Consider the following 16,503-nt stretch of genomic DNA (forward strand, 5'->3'; position numbering starts at 1 on the left):
AAATGGTTTTAAAAATCATAAGAAAACTAAATTCATTACTTAAAGAGGAGGAAAAAGCATGCAAATCGGATCAAACATTCATACATTATCTCAACCTACTAAAATAACTCCATCTACTCTTGAGCATAATACTATCTCTTCTACTAAACTTGAAGGTAAGAAAGTAAATGATCCTATCAAGTTCGACATTCGTTCATCTAAAAAAGAAATGAAACAGCCTGAGCATAAATTTAATGAATTAGATTTATGGAAGATGTTAAAGGATAAAGGTGTTCCTTTATGGATCATCCTTGAAATGCTACAAAAGGCTCGTAAAGAAAAAGAAGCCCAAAATAATTCAGTTCAAAATTCAAATGCGATTGAGGAAACGAGTGAGACTCGATTAAATGAAGTTATGTAAAGCATAATATTTGATTGATCTATAAACTAAAAAGAGTTCGAAGTTGATAAAATTCCCATCAGCTTCGAACTCTTTTTTAAGATGTTTCTCCAATCGTTACAAACTGAAAAGATACTTCTTCTTCCAAACCTTTAATTAGCTTTTTTGCTTTAACATTTTCATTAACCAATATATTATCTGTCGACATTTTAGGCTTTTCGTCACCTAGAGATTTTTTCAAATGAAGAAGGTGCATTTTCGTTTCATTTGCCTTTATTTCTTTATACACACTATTTTTTGATACTATTACATGCCATTGCGTTGGATATGCACGAGTATTACCTATCCAAGCATCACTATCATATTTAACAGAAATCTCTTTTCCTTCTAATTCAATACTTTTCAAATTCTTTTCGTCTTCTTGTGCAAACAGTAACGAACCCTCTTTTGGGAGCTGCGGTAACGTATTTATAGGTATAAAATTGGAGCCATTATCTCGTTTACGAAAAACTTTTGCTTTAATTAATGCTTGTGCAGTAGATTCATTTAAAATTAATACTTGTCCATTTCCAACTTTACCTTTTTTCACAGAAAACACTTCATTTTTTTTCGTAATTTCCTGATAACGATTAATAATTGGTGAAATTTTATTTTCATCTCCAATGATTAATAAACCGTTTGCAGGAAATGGATTTTCCTTTTTAGTGCATGCACTAAAACTTATTAAAAATACTATCGTTAAAATAAAAATAGTTAAAGTTCTTTTCATCTCGTTTCCTTTCATCATACAGTTCATTTTTTCACGTACTTTTGTATAGTCTTACAAGCGACTATACTTTATTGCTCCATAACCTTATAAAGCTTTTGCAGGTAACGCCAACGGGTTATATAGAAATATAAAACTTGTATACATATAAATGAAATTAAAATAACGATAGAACTATTTAAAATAGAAAAGTCTACTAATTGTTGTAATGCCATATAAGCAACTACAGTATGAATTACTGCAACAATAATTGGTAAGAAGAACATTAATACTAACTGTCTCGTTACAACTTTTTTTAATTCTCGTTTACTTAACCCCATTTTTGAAATCATTTTATATTGCTGTTGATCGCGATCCAAATCTGTATATAATCTAAAATAAATAAAACTAGCGGCGAATGTAAAAAAGACGATTCCTACTAAAACACTTGCCATAAGTAATAATCCATTTGTTTGCTTTGCTTCTAACAAATTTAATGTTAAAGCTTGAAAATAGAAATTACCTTCTCTAGCATCTTCAGCGAATATATCATTTAATTGATTTGAAATTTCTTTCGTCTTTATCCAGTCATCAACAACAAATCCGTACGTACGATGTTGAACAACTATATCATCTTGATTACTATTAAAAGGAATACCATCATACACATGATCTTGAACTGCAATAAAAATACCTATAGTATCATGTGGTAAAACTAAATTTTCTACAGATTTTTTCACATGAAATGTCTTTTTCCATTCGCCCTGAATAACTTCAATTTTCTTTTTATAATCCCCATTTTTAAATTCTTGTTTTTGTGATACCATGCCAGGTATTAATAAAATTTCATCCTCTTTTTCAATTGTTTCTTGTTGATATCCGAGCGCTCTCGCTAGCTCATTATATTCACTTAACTTAATTATATATACATTACTTTCTGTATATATAATTGAAGATGAAGCCATCTGATATGGAATATTCGCATCAGAAAGGTGTTTTTTTATAATAGAGAGATGTTTATCCACCGTTTGATCTTTTTCAGAACCTGTATACAGAAATGTATACGGATTCGTCATCCTTACCAATTCTTTATTTCCAAGAGCGGCTGTTGTACCAATTGCTGTAAAAGCAACTGCTGTAATAATAGATACAACGAAAAACATCGTTGCATTATCCTTCATACGATAAATTAATTCTGAAAATGTTAATATATTTGTTCTCTTTAAAAAGAAAGTTTCTCTCCTTTTAGCAAGGTACAATATATAAACGCTACACTGTGTATATAAAAAGTACGTTCCTATAATTACTAGTAGTACACCCATTCCAAGTGTAAAAAAACTATGACTTGAAATAAAATGAAATACTGAAAAATACCCACTTCCTATAAAAATTAAAGAAAGTAGTGATAATAAAATTGAAGATTTCGGTTCAGGTTTTGGCTTTTCCTCTGCTTGAATAAGTTCCACAAGTTCTGTTACTTTCACCATTTTAAATGTAAAAAGTGAAACGATTAAAAACAAGAAAAGAAATGTGATAACTGTTAATATTATAGCCTGCACTGGTATATAAAAAGGTAAACCATTATTAATCATTAATACACTTGCGCTTATTAATAAGACTAGTTTAGAAAATATCAGTCCAATGAAAATCCCTATACAAATTGAACCAAGTCCAATTAACATATTTTCAATTAACAATAACTTCTTAAGTTGTCTCATTGACATACCTTGCATCATTAATATGCCAAATTCTTTCTTACGCGTCTTTAAAAATGAACTGACTGAATATAGAATGAAGAAAAATGAAAATATAAAAATCAAACCTTGCGAAATTGTAAATCCCATTGTACTCAATGCACTTATTGTTGCACTTGTCGATTTTAATTCCCCTTGTAAATCAGGGTGAAATAATAAAAGAGCATACGTAAAGAAAATCATAATAGAAAATGCACTACTCAAAAAATGAGCTGCATATGTACGCTTATTGCGAAAAATATTATTAAATGCGAACTGACGAAAAGTCATACCTTTTCCCTCCTAACAAAGAAAGGACATCTATAATCTTTTGATAAAAAGCTTGCCTACTTTCACCACAATAAATTTCATTATATAGTTGACCATCTTTAATAAATATTACTCGGCTGCAAAAACTCGCGGCATACGGATCATGAGTAACTAACATCATCGTTGCTTTTTCTTCTTTATTAAGCGTATCTAGCATCTCCATTACATCATTTGAAGATTTAGAATCTAAGTTTCCTGTAGGCTCATCTGCAAGTAATAATTGCGGCTTATGAACTATCGCACGAGCGATTGCTGTTCTTTGAGCTTGTCCCCCTGATATTTCAAACGTTCTTTTACTTAGTATATCTGTAATATTTAATTTCTCAGTAATCTCTTCCACTCGTTTGTTCATTTCTTGCACAGAAACACCATCTAAAGTCATCGGTAATACGATGTTTTCTTTTACAGTAAGTGTACTAAGAAGATTAAAGGATTGAAAAACAAATCCTAATTGTTTTCTGCGGAATAACGCTAAATCTTCTGATGATAATTGGAAAGGATTTGTGCCATTTATTAAAATTTCTCCCGATGACGGGGAATCAATAGTAGATACCATATTTAATAACGTTGTTTTCCCACTACCAGATGGCCCCATAATCCCTACAAATTCACCTTCTTGAATTGATAAATCAATATCAACTAATGCTTTATAAGGTACTTTTCCTTTATATACTTTACTAATACTTTTTGCATGTAAAATTTCCATGTATATTCTCCCTTCATTTGCACTGCTCACTATAAAGTGTAAATGAATTGTCAAACAGCTCATATTGATTCATCTTTCATTTATCTTACACGCTTGTAAGATTTCTAAAAAAACTGACAATATAACTATTTTCAAACTAAAATTAACGCATAACTATCTTATAATAATTGTATAGTGGTAGAAAATACAATGTATATCAATACTTTATTATATAAATGAAAAAAGACCGATTACTTTATCGATCTTTTACTTCCCAAAGTTATATTTATAACTATTGCCTTTAGCTGATATGTTTTTGAGTTACTCTTTTAATACTATTTCACTTTATAATAACCTCTACAAAAAATTGAGTTCTTCGGTTTAATCGCAATTAAAAATGAATTGTAGATATCTGAAGCGGAAATTATTGCGTTTATCCAACATACAAATAAAATGATTGACTTAATATTTCCTGATATATAGAACGATATAATGGCAGGGACGATCGATAATACAATAATAGGCAAACTCATAAAGACCCAAAATCTCGTTTTGGATAGGATTGCATTTGTATTTAACCAAAAAAATATTCCACTACACGTTAAGCTAATATCACCTTTTTTGTTTATAACAATAACGTGTAGAAATTCATGAATAATAAAGGCCCAAATGCCTATGATGATGAGATAAAATATATTAATGTGGGTGAAATCTGCTCCAAAGTAATACGGTATTAGAAAAATGATGATTTGAAGTACATATACGAGCTTCATATAATGGTTGCGGTGCCAATTATTCTGTATAAAAGGAGTCCATTCTGACAAATCCATACTTATCTGTGGTAAGTGACGAAACCAAATAATAATACGCCTTTCCTCCCTCATTTAAACTATTTCATATTTTAAAACATTTAATCCACTAACATTCAACCGTTAATTTTAAATGCAAATCTTCACTCACCTTCACTTTTGCCGTGCATTCTTCTACTAAAACTTAAAATGATTCATTTGTAAGATGATTTGAGTAAGAAATTAGTGTTTTCATAGATACATACATTCTACAAAAATTTCCAATCACCTTTTCAGATATAATATTTATAACATGCTTCATGTACAACTTGATGCATCTGTTTTTGGTGAAAAGCAACTTCATCATGAAGTTACTCTTCAATATGGTTAACTGGTACATTTGATTGTAAAAAAGCTTAGAATTTTCACTCTAAGCTTTTTAATAATTTCATTACATTTTAGCACTTGTTAAAGAGCTATATTTTTTATCCACTCCGATTTACTCAATATATAATAGTTATATAATTGATTTTCTATATTCAGTTGGTTCTTATAGGTAAACCCGCATTTTTCAATAACTTTATTTGATGCCACATTGTTAATTAAAGTAATTGCGTTAAAGACATCTACATTCGTTTTTTCAAACAAATAGTTAATCAGTCCTTTAGTTGCTTTCGTTGCATAACCATTATTATGATATTCACTTGAAATAGCATACATAATTTCTCTGTTCGGTGCAGGGAGTTCATCTTTCATACCTGTGCAGCACCATCCAATAAATTCATTTGTGGTTTTCTTAAATATTCCTAGTCTTAATATGTGATCATCTATGTTAGTCGTAGTTCTCACTGCATGAAGAAACGCTTTATTTTCTGGTATTTCATAATTTAAAACCCAATTAACCCTTTGTTCTTTCGTTGATTTCCAGTCTGGTAAAAACTTTTCTATTTCCGGTTGATTGGATATGTTATAAATACTCTCTGCATCTTTAATCGTAAACTCTTGCAGGTATATATCTCCACAATCGATTCTAAATAAATTAGGCAAACTCTCTTCTCCCCCCATGTTAATCATTAAAGCTCCTTAATCTGCTTCGTAAGTTCCATAAACCGTTCATCCAGTGCTTTATATTCTTTGTCTTTAGAAGTTAAAAAGCTTAACTTACCTAATACTTCTTGTCTCTCTGTTTCTAACGTTAAACGTAACTCTTCAATTTCATCTCTTGATTTAGTCGGTTCTTCTAGCTGCTTTTGTATCGTATTGTTTAAAAACACGAGTTTTGTATTAGTTGTTTTCTCTAGAAAATATCGATCGTGAGAAACGATAACAAGCGTTCCATTATACTCAGCTAATGTATTTTCAAGCTGTTCACGTGAAGGTAGATCCAAGTGATTCGTCGGTTCGTCTAAAATGAGTACATCTTTTTCATCTAAAATATAAGCCATTAGCTTACACTTTACTCTTTCTCCCATACTCATATGCTCAATCGGCTCTTTCCATTGAGACGCTTGGAATCCTAAATGTTTCATTAAATTTTGGACTTTTCCTCTTTCTTCAAACGTCTCTTTAAAAAATAAATCTTCTGGTGTTTTATCAAGTGGTAAATCAAATACTTCTTGTGTTAAATAACCGATGTTTGCTGAAGGTGAAATCCATATTTCTCCTTCAGCAGTTTCCGCTCCCATAATCATCTTCAGTAATGTTGTTTTCCCGCTACCATTTGGTCCAACGATCGCAACCTTCTCACCGTGTTGAATTGTAAAATTAACGTTCTCAAATAATGTTTTCCCATGAAATTCTTTTTTTAATTGCTTTACTTCTAAAAAGCGTTTTCCTACTTTTTTACTCGCTTGAATAGAGAATTCAACTGAATATTCCTCTTTTACACGTTCTACCTTCGTTTTCTCTAGCTCTTTTTCAAGCCGTTTTCGTTTTGACTTCACTTGTGCATCCATGCGCTTCGCTTTTACACGATAAAATTCTTTAACTCCTTCTTGTTTTGTAGACTGCGCATGTGCCTTTTGTGACCATGAACTTAATTCTTTTATATGAGTTTCTACCTGTTCTATCTTTTTTTGCTGCTTTTCATATTCACGCTGCTGCGACTTTCTTTTTTGCTCACGTGCTTTCATGTAGCTCGTATAATTACCACTATGCTCAATTAATTTTTTGTCCTCAATTGACCATATTTTTGTTGCGACAACATCTAAAAAATATCGATCATGTGATACAACGATAACTGTACCTTTCATGTTTTTTATTTGTTTAATGAGAAATCCCGTACTGATCTCATCTAAATGATTTGTCGGTTCGTCTAATATTAAGACATTAGGATTTTCAGCAAATCCTTTTGCTAATCGAATTTTCAGCTTTTCACCACCACTTAAAGTATGAAAATCGTTCGTTGGCACGCCCCATTTCGCAAGAAGTTCTGCTTCTTTTGCAATTACATCATTACTAATAAAAGATTCTATTTCTTGCTCAACATATGCGGTTGTCATATTCGTTTGCTGCCATTCAACAATCCCTTTCGAAGGCTCAATCTTTCCATTTATTAATTGAAGTAACGTTGATTTACCAGCACCATTTTTACCAATTAATCCGATAACATCCCCTTGTTTCACTGCTACATTCATTTTTTCTAACAAAGTATTTTCCTTTATTTCAACATAAACATCATTTAATTTTAAAATTCCTTTCATATTACCGATCCCTTTCATTAAAGGAGAACAAAAAAATCCTCCCAAAGTAATTTTGGCAGGATTAGTCATTACATTATTTATACCCAAATAAGCTATTATATAAAGCAAATAGCAATACCGTTGTTTGGAATTGGGCAGACTAATCCTATTTTTTAGAAATTGAAATTTATTGAATTTCAACATTTAAAAATAAGATTAGTTAATCATCGTCCACCCATCATTCCTTTCCGTCATTAATAACCATATTGTACCATGATAATACTGTATGCGTAAATATTATTATTTGTACTACAAAAACAATTATTTTTCATTTCTACAATTTCATGTGCTCATATCTTTAATTTTTACTAATTTGTATCGTTTATTCATATGAAAACTTTAAAAAAAATACAAAACAAGGCTAAAAAACTTATCTCCAAAGTTCTTTAGCCTTGATCAATTTTTACACATTAAAAAATATTACTCGTACTGCCGTACCTTTATCAACTTCTGAATGAATCTCTACACTATGACCTAATTGTTTTGTAATTTCATATACAAGATATAGCCCCATTCCTGTTGATTCTTTAAAACCTCTACCGTTTTCTCCTGTAAAGAAAGGTTTGAAGACTCTTGGTAAATCTTGCTTCGGTATACCTACGCCATTATCAGCAATTTCAAGTATAACGGTATTATCTTCCTTACAAGCTTTCACTTTAATCTTTTCTCTACTACCTGATGAATATTTAATCGCATTCGATAGTATTTGTCCGATTAAAAATTGTAACCATTTCGCATCACTTTCTACAGTAATGCCTTTATCAATTTCAAGCTCTGGATATACAAAATTCCGGATAAAGAAACGTTTATGTTCATGTACCGAATCATTCACTATTTTATGTAGTTGTACCCTTTCTACATAAAAGTCCTGTGTAAACGCTTCTAAACGCGCGACATACAGAGCCATTTCTAATCCCTTTTTTAATCGATCAGTTTCCTCATTTATACTTTCAAAACGTGAATCTACTTCATCCTGTGTAATTAATTCTATTACAGATAAAGGTGTTTTCATTTGATGGATCCACTGATTCATAAAAGTTAAATGGTCATTATTTTTTCTCTCTTGCATTTGCAGCTGATTTTGATAATGCCTATATTGCACCTCAAGCAATTCTTGAAGAGCAGCAGATACAGCTGCAAAATCAGATTTTTGAACAGATTCATCCAAAGATTGCATCGGGTTTGCTAAGCGCTCATAAAAAGAACGATGTGTAAAATAACGAAACACTAAATAACTTCCCATAAAGAAAGCCCCTAGAAACATTGCATATAACGCCGTTGTAATATGATTATGCCCATCAAACCAATATACGAGAAATATAGCTAGTAGTTGAATTATAGTAAAGCAAATAAGTGGTATATGATCACGTATAAACAACCTTATCATTTTTCCATACCAGTATCCCAAGTAATATGCAATCTATATCCAACACTACGAATCGTTTCAATCGCACCTTCTATATGTAACGTTTGTAACTTTTTACGCACACGTGTTGTATTTACACTTAATGTATTATCATCAACATAAGATTCGCTATCCCATAATTTATTTAACAACACTTCCCTACTCACAACACGCGGATAATTTTTCATTAATGTCTCTAATAAAATAGCTTCGTTTCTCGTTATATCAATCTCTTCGTTTCTAAGTTTCAATACAAGTCTTTCAGGATATAAACAAAGGCCTTGTTGTTCAATCATTCGCTCTTCTAGTTTCGGTGCATAATCTCCATATGCACGCCTTAAATAACTTCGAATTTTAGCCATTACAACTTCGTAATGGAATGGCTTTGAAATGAAATCATCGCCACCGTTTTCTAGCGCCATAACTTGATCCATCGTACCTTCACGGGCTGAAATAAATAATATTGGACATGTAGAAACTCCGCGAATTTGACGACACCAATAGTACCCATCAAAACTCGGTAAATTAATATCTAATAAAACTAACTCTGGTTGTTCTTCTAAAAAAACATTTAATACATTTTGAAAATCCGATACAATAATTCCTTGATAACCATATTTCGCAACATGTGTTGATAATAGTTCTGCAATTTTCATATCGTCTTCTACAATCATAATTTTGACCATTATTGAACTCCTTTTTAATCCACAATCTCAAATATACTTATATAAAATAAATACTACCTCTTTTCACAAAATCCGTAAATTAAAAAAGGATGCTTTTATACAAAAGTACCCTTTTTCGTCCCTTATCTATTTAATATGAAATTTACTAAAAGTAAATCCTAGTTTCTCCACATAATCCATTCCTAGTTCCATTCGAGCAGTCTTCAGCGGATCCACAACTTGGCAAACTTTTAAATTGCCTGCAGCTGATAATAAAAGAGTGGCCTCAGCTTTAGACATTTCTACTTCCTCATGTAAAAATGTCACCATATTACGTACAGCGCGATTCACTGCATCATCTAACAATTTCTCTGAAGCAATTGTCATTATTTTTTCTTTTTGGATAGCCATTGGTAGTGGTCACTTCTATATCCATCATGTTGATAAATAAATTCTACTTCAATTCCAAATGCTTGAAGCGATGTTTCAAACTCTTTTTCAAAATGCTCCGCATACGAGTTATGACATCCATACGGATCTGGAATATCACAGTATGGCATACCAATATACTTTGCAAAAGATGGATCAATATTTTTTGGAACTTTTCTAAATCGATCATAATCATCCCACGAAAATATAAAACGAGTCTTTTTCCCTAAACCTTGAAGTGCTCTTACTACGAAATAAGTCGTTACGATTTCACGAAAGTTCCCAATATGAACAGAACCTGAAGGACTAATTCCAGATGCACAAACAAACGTTTCTTTATTTGGATGTTTCCTAATTAATTCATGTGCTACTTCATACGCCCAATGCATTTATTGCTCACCTCAATTATTTTTTGTTTTCGTATTCTCAGTTTTATGCAATAAAAAAACTCCCACCCCCAAGATTATTCATCTTGAGGACGAGAGTTGTTAGCTTCGCGGTACCACCTCAGTTTGTTAATATGTCACCATATTAACCTCTTCAGGTACGGCAAAATATGCTTATACCCTATCTCTATAACGGGAGAACCCGTCGCACCATCCCTAAATAAATTAGTTCCTTGCGCAGCTCCAAGTCTTTTTTCGTTAAGATGTATACCGCTCTTTCTCAGCTACCAGAGCTCTCTGTACGTATTCTTTCTTAACTACTCTTCTCTTCCATGCCATGTTAAATATTAGTTTTTTAATATGATAATTTATAATACTTTTATTGTCAAACATTTTCGAATTGAGATCGTAAAATTACCTAAAAAATTCTTTATCGCTTCTAATTGAATTTTGTGACTACACTCATCACAACAATATACCCCTTTTGGTTTTTCTTTAAATCGCTTATATTTTTCACTACCTTCGTAAACAAGAAATATATTTTTACAAGAAAAGCAAACAATTTCGTAAAACATCATATGCATTTTCCTCTCCTTGTTTATACACTTTTTTAATCACTTGTGAGAAGGTCATTTTTCTACAGTATAAATCTTAATATCCTCTGACTAAAAGGTTTACCTCTATTCTTATCGAATTATATTAATATCTTATAACGCGAGGTGAACATCTTGTTCAGTGATATAGAATTAGTTTTAGATGCTAAAGCAAGTTTAGCTGAAGGACCATGTTGGAATGAAAAAAAGCAACTTTTATATTGGGTTGATATTATGGAGAGAAAATTATGCATATACAATCCTACCGCTAATACGAACCGAGTAATTGCACTCAATCAACCAATTGGCTGTGTTGTTCCATATTTAGAGGATGTACTACTCTTAGCTATGGAAAAAGGCTTTTATTCTATTAATGTAAATACAGAAAAACTGACACATATTTTTGACCCTAAACCACATTTAATAGAAAATCGTTTCAATGATGGAAAATGTGATCCAACTGGTCGTTTCTGGGCAGGTTCTACAGATACATACGGTATGAATGCTGTAGGTTCCTTGTATTGTTTACATCATAATTTAAGTGTAGAGAAAAAAGTTTCACATGTAAATACATCAAATGGAATTGCTTGGTCACCTGATCATACATACTTTTACTTTATAGATACACCTACTAAAAAAGTGGTTCGCTATCAATATAATATACGTACTGGAGAAATTCATAATCCAAGTGATGTAATCATTTTCTCTGAAAATGATGGTCTACCTGATGGTATGACAATTGACGAAGAAGGTTGTTTATGGATTGCACATTGGGGAGGTTCAAAAATAACTAGATGGAATCCATCTACTGGAGAACAAATATTAAGCATTCCAATTCCTGCGTTATATGTAACATCATGTACATTTGGAGGACCTAATTTAACAGATTTATATATCACCACAGCCAGAACAAGAATGACTGATGACGAATTAAAAGAGTATCCACATGCTGGTGGTATTTTTCGAATTCAAACAAATATTAAAGGCTGCCCCACCTATTCATTTTGTAATAAAAATATTGGAACTGAAACAATATGAACCGTATCGATTACATAAGACAAGAAGAAAAGAAATAGCACGATCTTTGCTATGAACAATATAAATTGTTTGAAGCTGGCTCTTGGCTTTATAAACCGGTTAAAACAGTTATGGACTTAATGAACTACTTTGAAGGGCAAAACAAATTACAAGTACTTGACCTTGGATCTGGCGTCGGTAGAAATAGCATTCCAATTGCACAAATAATAAAAAATTATAATGGCACTGTTACATGTGTTGATTTACTTGATTCCGCTTTAACAAAGCTAAAAATTTATAGTAAAGAACATGATGTATTCGAGGTTATAAAAACAGAACAAGCAGAAATTGAAAACTATCATATTGACTCTAACGCTTATGATTATATCGTTGCAGTATCAAGTTTAGAGCATGTTAAATCAAAAGAAGATTTTAAAAAAGTGCTCCATTCTATGAAACAAGGGACAAAAAACGGCGGTATTAATTGTTTAATTATTAACTCTAACATACAAGAAATTGTTTTAAAAACGAATGAAGAATTAGAAGCTTTAATTGAAATTAATCTCCCAACTGATGAAATGATACATCTATTAAAAAGTATTTATAAAGGATGGAAAGAAGTAAAAGTTGAAATAAAAGAATTAGCTTATAATATAGTTCGTAACGAAAGACACATTCAATTAAAAACAAATGCTATTACTTTTGCCTTTCAGAAATAATACTATAAAAGGTAAGGATATTTTCTCATATATTCATAGGAACACCCTTACCTTTTATCTTCATAATATTATTTCGTTATTAGTTTTCGTATCATCTAAAATATAATTTTCATTCGAAATACTAATCAGCTATTAATTGAATTCATTAACTGGAAGAAATATTCCGCTTCATGAGTCTCATTCAATTTATACCATGAATGAAGTGTATCCGGCGCAAATACATCTAATTTTCTCAATACCTCCATGGCAAATTCTAGAGGAGCTACACCCGATGCGGTAATAAAGTTTTCACTGGATGATACAGGTCCCTCTTTATAAAAATTTTCTCCTTTATAAGTAGGACAAACCATTTTCATATACTCTAAACTATTGCTTGTGTGATTTATAGAATCCAAGTAACCGTAATTTGCAAGACCTATAGTTGCACCGCAAATGGCAGCCACAATTGTACCAAGTTTTAAAGCCTCATCAACTTTTTGCAAAATAGGTTTATGTATTTCTTCACTCCAAGTATTCCCTCCAGGTAAAATTAATAGATCGTTACTCTCAAGGATACATTCATCTAGGGAAATATCCGGCTTTATATTCAAGCCCCCCATTGAAATAACCATTTCTTTATTTATTCCAACTGTGACTACTTTAAAAGGCGCTACATCTTTTTTAAAATATCTCCCTGTATTAAGTTCAGCAATTAAATGTCCGTACTCCCAATCCGACATCGTGTCAAATACATATAGATAGGCTTTTCTTGTTTGCATTCAATAACACTCCATTCATATACTACAGTTTTAATTACAAAAATTGCTCTTTTCAGTTTAACATTTTATTCAATATTTATGGTTTAAAATTCCAAATAAAAGAGCACTTGTTTCCGCAAGTGCTCTTTTTGGGGATTTTGAGATATCCTATTAAAGAAAGTTAAGGTTACTTAAAGTTAATAGGTACTTCTATTATATGCTTGTCCTTTTTATTTGTGCATAATCAATATATAAACATCTTTAATAATTCTTAATAACTTTTAATTATAGTTCTCTCTTACATTTTATCGTTAAAAAATTGGCTTTTTCTCACGAGAAATTATCTTTTTATATTGTACCTATCTAATACTTTTTCTAACATTTCTAAAGTTATTGGTTCTGCTTCTTTTATTAATCGATAACCAATACGCCCATTCGGTTCCGCTGTAACTTGCTGTAAACTCTTTACATCATGGATCCCTTTTTCTCTTAATTGCATATATAGTTGTTGCTCCGACATTTTTGCCTGCATCAAATTCTCTTTTACAATCTCTCCGTTTTCAACAATTATAATGCTACTTCCATTTAGAAATTGTTCCACCTTCTTTGATTTCAATTCAAAGAAATGAATAATAAGTAGTATGCTTGCAAATATGATGGCCGCAAATATAGATGGGACTACTTTTCTACTTAATACAGGTTCTACAATAATACGGCCGATTGATACAACTATAATGATTTCAGCTCTTGTCATTTGGCTGACAGATGCACTACCTGTCATTTTCAAGACAATTATTCCAGTAAAAGTTAATATAATACTTTCCCAAATTATATTCATAATAACCCAATCCTTTAATGGTGTATTTTACTATCATTCCCATTAAAGTTGTGTTTTACTTACCTATTAAGTTGTTAAACCCTTCAGACCATGATGGAAATAAAGGTTTCCACCCATACTCTTTACGTGCTTTATTATTTGAAGCTCCTCTTTCCCAACTATTTTTCCCATCTTGAACTTTAGGCTTAGTTGCCCCTATCGCTGCTGCATATATTGGTAACCATTCTTTACTAGTTGCTGGAAAATCATCTACAATATTTACAGTTCCTGTAGGCCAATGAAGAGCTAACATAGTTGCCCTAGCGGCATCTTCGACATGTATAAACGAGCTTATCCCGTCTGATGCGATAATTTCATTATTACGAACTTGATTTGCAATTAATCCATTTTCCGCATACCATGTACCTGGACCATATAGCGTACCGTAACGAAGTATAACTGCTTCTGGCAACTCAGAAACAGCTTCTTCTAATTTTAATATGCCATTAATAGTCAGCTGCCGGGGCATGGAAGCAGTAATATGTAGTGAATCTTTTTCAGTCGCAAATGTATCCCCTGGTTCATACGCCCATGAAATACTTTGAGCGATTATTTTCTGTACCCCTACATTTTTAGCTGCATCGACAAGGTTACGAGTGCCTTTTGTTCTAATTTTTGCATTATCCTCAAAATTCCATGATGACAATGACGTTAATTGATGAATAACTACATCGGGATTTGTTTCTTCTAATATAGAAAATACAGCCTCTCTATTAAATACATCAGCTATTACTGGTATGGCGCCAACCTTTTTCATTGCTTCTACTTGCGAAGTATTACGGATCATCGCAAACACCGTATGCCCATTCTTTATTAACAGTGTTAATAAAGAACGTCCTATTACACCAGTTGCACCTGCTACAAATATTTTCATATATGTTCCTCCTCATTTAGTAATCATAAATGTGACGAAACATTTGTAAGGTATGTGACAAATATTTTCTCATTTTTTTCGTTATTCATATGAAACATATACTTTTAATGGTTTAATTATCCCTAAACTCAATTCATTAAAGCATTCTATGAGTGAAGTATAATGTATTTCATGTTGAAAGATCTCTTCTATAAATGGTGTTTTTCCTATTTCTTCAAAAAACCAATCTGCATGCTTTTGATAATCGTATCCGTCACTTGATCCAATGAGTTGCAATTCTTTCTGATAAAAGTTAGCAGTTAATGTTAGTTCTTCTATATTACCATCAGACAGTATACATATTTCACCATTAGTTTTAAGAGCTTTTTGCAAAGTATGGAACCCACTATTTGTAGCAGAACATTCGAAACCATAATTATATGTTTCTATTATTTTCTCTTCTGAATCATATATGTTTTTCGCACCAAACTTCTTTGCAAAACCTCCTCTCTTTTTATTAGGCTCAACAACATCCACGTGCTCAATGCCTACAAGGTATTTTAAGAAATAACAAGCGAGCAAACCAATAACTCCCATTCCAGTTATAAGTACTTTTTCATCCTGTCGCGGGTTTAGTTTCAATACTCCTTTAGCGGCATCACACGAAAGAATAGATAATAAAGCAACTTTAGGTTGTATAGAACTAGGCACTCGAATTACTTTATGCGCCTTAACTATCCCTATCGTTTCATGTCCATAAAAAGAAACTACTTTATCACCTACGTTTACATGTGTTACTTTATTACCAACTTGAATCACTTCACCATAACTTTCATATCCAGTTTTTCTTGGATAAAAAGGATTCGTTTCCGTAACATCGGATCCATTATACTGTGGTAACTCGGCCCAAATGCTTATCGCTCCTGCGATTGTTCTAACGATAATTTCATCGTCCTGTATGTCCTTAATTTCATTTGTTTCCCACTCAAGTTGTTTAGGCCCTTTTAAAATTAACTTATATTGTTCCATTTATATCCTCTCTTTTTATAAAGATGTTATAAGTAATATTGTTATCCACCTAGATATCGACTACATTTATTTACCTAATAGATAAATTAGCCTTGCCCACGTTTATACCGTTAATGCTCCTGTACATTTCTGTTCAGCGTCTAATCCTTTAAGATTACTATTCTGATAACATTTTAAGAAAAGTTGTTGCCGCCCAAACGAAATACGCAAGTTGCGTCACGATATACATCGTAATTTCAAAACCTGTAAGCTTTCTTTCCCTTTTTATTTTCTTTAAATATCTATAAAAACAAAATGAACATAAGATCAGTAAAACAATAGACATTTGATATAGATTTTCCACTAAAAGAACTGCCATTTATTTCATCACCTTTCCAATAGAAAACAGGCTA

General features: G+C 31.8%; 16 protein-coding genes, 3 pseudogenes and 1 other annotated feature. Of the genes and pseudogenes, 3 read left to right on the plus strand and 16 right to left on the minus strand.

Annotation, left to right across the window (positions count from 1 at the left end):
- Positions 1 to 58 precede the first annotated feature (58 nt).
- Positions 59 to 400 (plus strand): DUF3914 domain-containing protein, encoded by a 342-nt coding sequence (locus CO726_RS24120; RefSeq protein WP_099685911.1) that lies wholly within the window; start codon positions 59 to 61, stop codon positions 398 to 400.
- Between the two features lie 76 nt (positions 401 to 476).
- On the opposite strand, the gene CO726_RS24125 is transcribed toward CO726_RS24120, so the two are convergent.
- The 11 genes and pseudogenes from CO726_RS24125 to CO726_RS24175 form a co-directional block, all read right to left on the minus strand.
- Positions 477 to 1,148, minus strand: coding sequence for a lipoprotein BA_5634 family protein (locus CO726_RS24125; protein WP_099685912.1), 672 nt, complete (start codon positions 1,146 to 1,148; stop codon positions 477 to 479).
- Positions 1,149 to 1,216: 68 nt separating this feature from the next.
- The gene (locus CO726_RS24130; protein ID WP_099685913.1) at positions 1,217 to 3,148 is read right to left on the minus strand and encodes an FtsX-like permease family protein; all 1,932 of its coding nucleotides are present in this window, start codon (positions 3,146 to 3,148) and stop codon (positions 1,217 to 1,219) included.
- Positions 3,123 to 3,893 carry an ABC transporter ATP-binding protein gene (locus tag CO726_RS24135; protein ID WP_099685914.1) on the minus strand — a complete coding sequence of 257 codons (771 nt, stop codon included), beginning with the start codon at positions 3,891 to 3,893 and terminating at the stop codon, positions 3,123 to 3,125. The genes CO726_RS24130 and CO726_RS24135 overlap by 26 nt, the downstream gene beginning before the upstream one ends.
- A 314-nt stretch (positions 3,894 to 4,207) precedes the next feature.
- Positions 4,208 to 4,702: a DUF3267 domain-containing protein gene (locus CO726_RS24140; protein WP_136699838.1), complete on the minus strand. Its 495-nt coding sequence runs from the start codon at positions 4,700 to 4,702 to the stop codon at positions 4,208 to 4,210.
- Positions 4,703 to 5,128: 426 nt separating this feature from the next.
- Positions 5,129 to 5,734, minus strand: a complete 606-nt coding sequence (locus CO726_RS24145; protein WP_136699836.1) for a GNAT family N-acetyltransferase — start codon at positions 5,732 to 5,734, stop codon at positions 5,129 to 5,131.
- The gene (abc-f, locus tag CO726_RS24150) at positions 5,734 to 7,362 is read right to left on the minus strand and encodes a ribosomal protection-like ABC-F family protein (RefSeq protein WP_099685940.1); all 1,629 of its coding nucleotides are present in this window, start codon (positions 7,360 to 7,362) and stop codon (positions 5,734 to 5,736) included. Before abc-f ends, CO726_RS24145 begins: the two co-directional genes overlap by 1 nt.
- 442 nt (positions 7,363 to 7,804) lie before the next feature.
- Positions 7,805 to 8,788, minus strand: coding sequence for a sensor histidine kinase (locus tag CO726_RS24155; RefSeq protein ID WP_099685916.1), 984 nt, complete (start codon positions 8,786 to 8,788; stop codon positions 7,805 to 7,807).
- Positions 8,785 to 9,492 carry a response regulator transcription factor gene (locus tag CO726_RS24160; protein ID WP_099685917.1) on the minus strand — a complete coding sequence of 236 codons (708 nt, stop codon included), beginning with the start codon at positions 9,490 to 9,492 and terminating at the stop codon, positions 8,785 to 8,787. Before CO726_RS24160 ends, CO726_RS24155 begins: the two co-directional genes overlap by 4 nt.
- 126 nt (positions 9,493 to 9,618) lie before the next feature.
- A pseudogene (locus CO726_RS24165) lies at positions 9,619 to 9,891 on the minus strand (acetamidase/formamidase family protein); the annotation flags it as partial.
- Positions 9,885 to 10,289: pseudogene (gene lysS, locus CO726_RS24170) on the minus strand (lysine--tRNA ligase); the annotation flags it as partial. The pseudogenes lysS and CO726_RS24165, both read right to left, overlap by 7 nt.
- An 82-nt stretch (positions 10,290 to 10,371) precedes the next feature.
- Positions 10,372 to 10,628: a binding site (T-box leader), on the minus strand.
- Between the two features lie 26 nt (positions 10,629 to 10,654).
- Complete coding sequence (locus CO726_RS24175; protein WP_099685918.1) at positions 10,655 to 10,870, minus strand: DUF2197 domain-containing protein; 216 nt, start codon at positions 10,868 to 10,870, stop codon at positions 10,655 to 10,657.
- 144 nt (positions 10,871 to 11,014) lie between these two features.
- Here CO726_RS24175 and CO726_RS24180 point away from each other — a divergent pair, with 144 nt between their 5' ends.
- Both CO726_RS24180 and CO726_RS24185 read left to right on the plus strand, forming a co-directional pair.
- On the plus strand, positions 11,015 to 11,917 hold the full coding sequence (locus tag CO726_RS24180; protein WP_099685919.1) for an SMP-30/gluconolactonase/LRE family protein: 903 nt from the start codon (positions 11,015 to 11,017) through the stop codon (positions 11,915 to 11,917).
- A pseudogene (locus tag CO726_RS24185) lies at positions 11,914 to 12,615 on the plus strand (class I SAM-dependent methyltransferase). Before CO726_RS24180 ends, CO726_RS24185 begins: the two are co-directional and overlap by 4 nt.
- Positions 12,616 to 12,740: 125 nt before the next feature.
- Here the strand turns inward: CO726_RS24185 and CO726_RS24190 are convergent.
- The 5 genes from CO726_RS24190 to CO726_RS24210 form a co-directional block, all read right to left on the minus strand.
- Positions 12,741 to 13,373, minus strand: coding sequence for a type 1 glutamine amidotransferase family protein (locus CO726_RS24190; protein WP_001194773.1), 633 nt, complete (start codon positions 13,371 to 13,373; stop codon positions 12,741 to 12,743).
- A 319-nt stretch (positions 13,374 to 13,692) separates the two neighbouring features.
- Positions 13,693 to 14,190, minus strand: a complete 498-nt coding sequence (locus tag CO726_RS24195) for a DUF421 domain-containing protein (RefSeq protein ID WP_001021697.1) — start codon at positions 14,188 to 14,190, stop codon at positions 13,693 to 13,695.
- A gap of 55 nt (positions 14,191 to 14,245) precedes the next feature.
- A complete protein-coding gene (locus CO726_RS24200; protein ID WP_099685920.1) occupies positions 14,246 to 15,103 on the minus strand; it encodes an NAD-dependent epimerase/dehydratase family protein in 858 nt (285 codons plus the stop codon).
- 81 nt (positions 15,104 to 15,184) lie between these two features.
- On the minus strand, positions 15,185 to 16,111 hold the full coding sequence (locus CO726_RS24205; protein WP_099685921.1) for a zinc-dependent alcohol dehydrogenase: 927 nt from the start codon (positions 16,109 to 16,111) through the stop codon (positions 15,185 to 15,187).
- Between the two features lie 157 nt (positions 16,112 to 16,268).
- Positions 16,269 to 16,469: a hypothetical protein gene (locus CO726_RS24210; RefSeq protein WP_099685922.1), complete on the minus strand. Its 201-nt coding sequence runs from the start codon at positions 16,467 to 16,469 to the stop codon at positions 16,269 to 16,271.
- Between the last annotated feature and the right edge of the window lie 34 nt (positions 16,470 to 16,503).

Source organism: Bacillus fungorum, from assembly GCF_002746455.1.
GTDB lineage: Bacteria > Bacillota > Bacilli > Bacillales > Bacillaceae_G > Bacillus_A > Bacillus_A fungorum.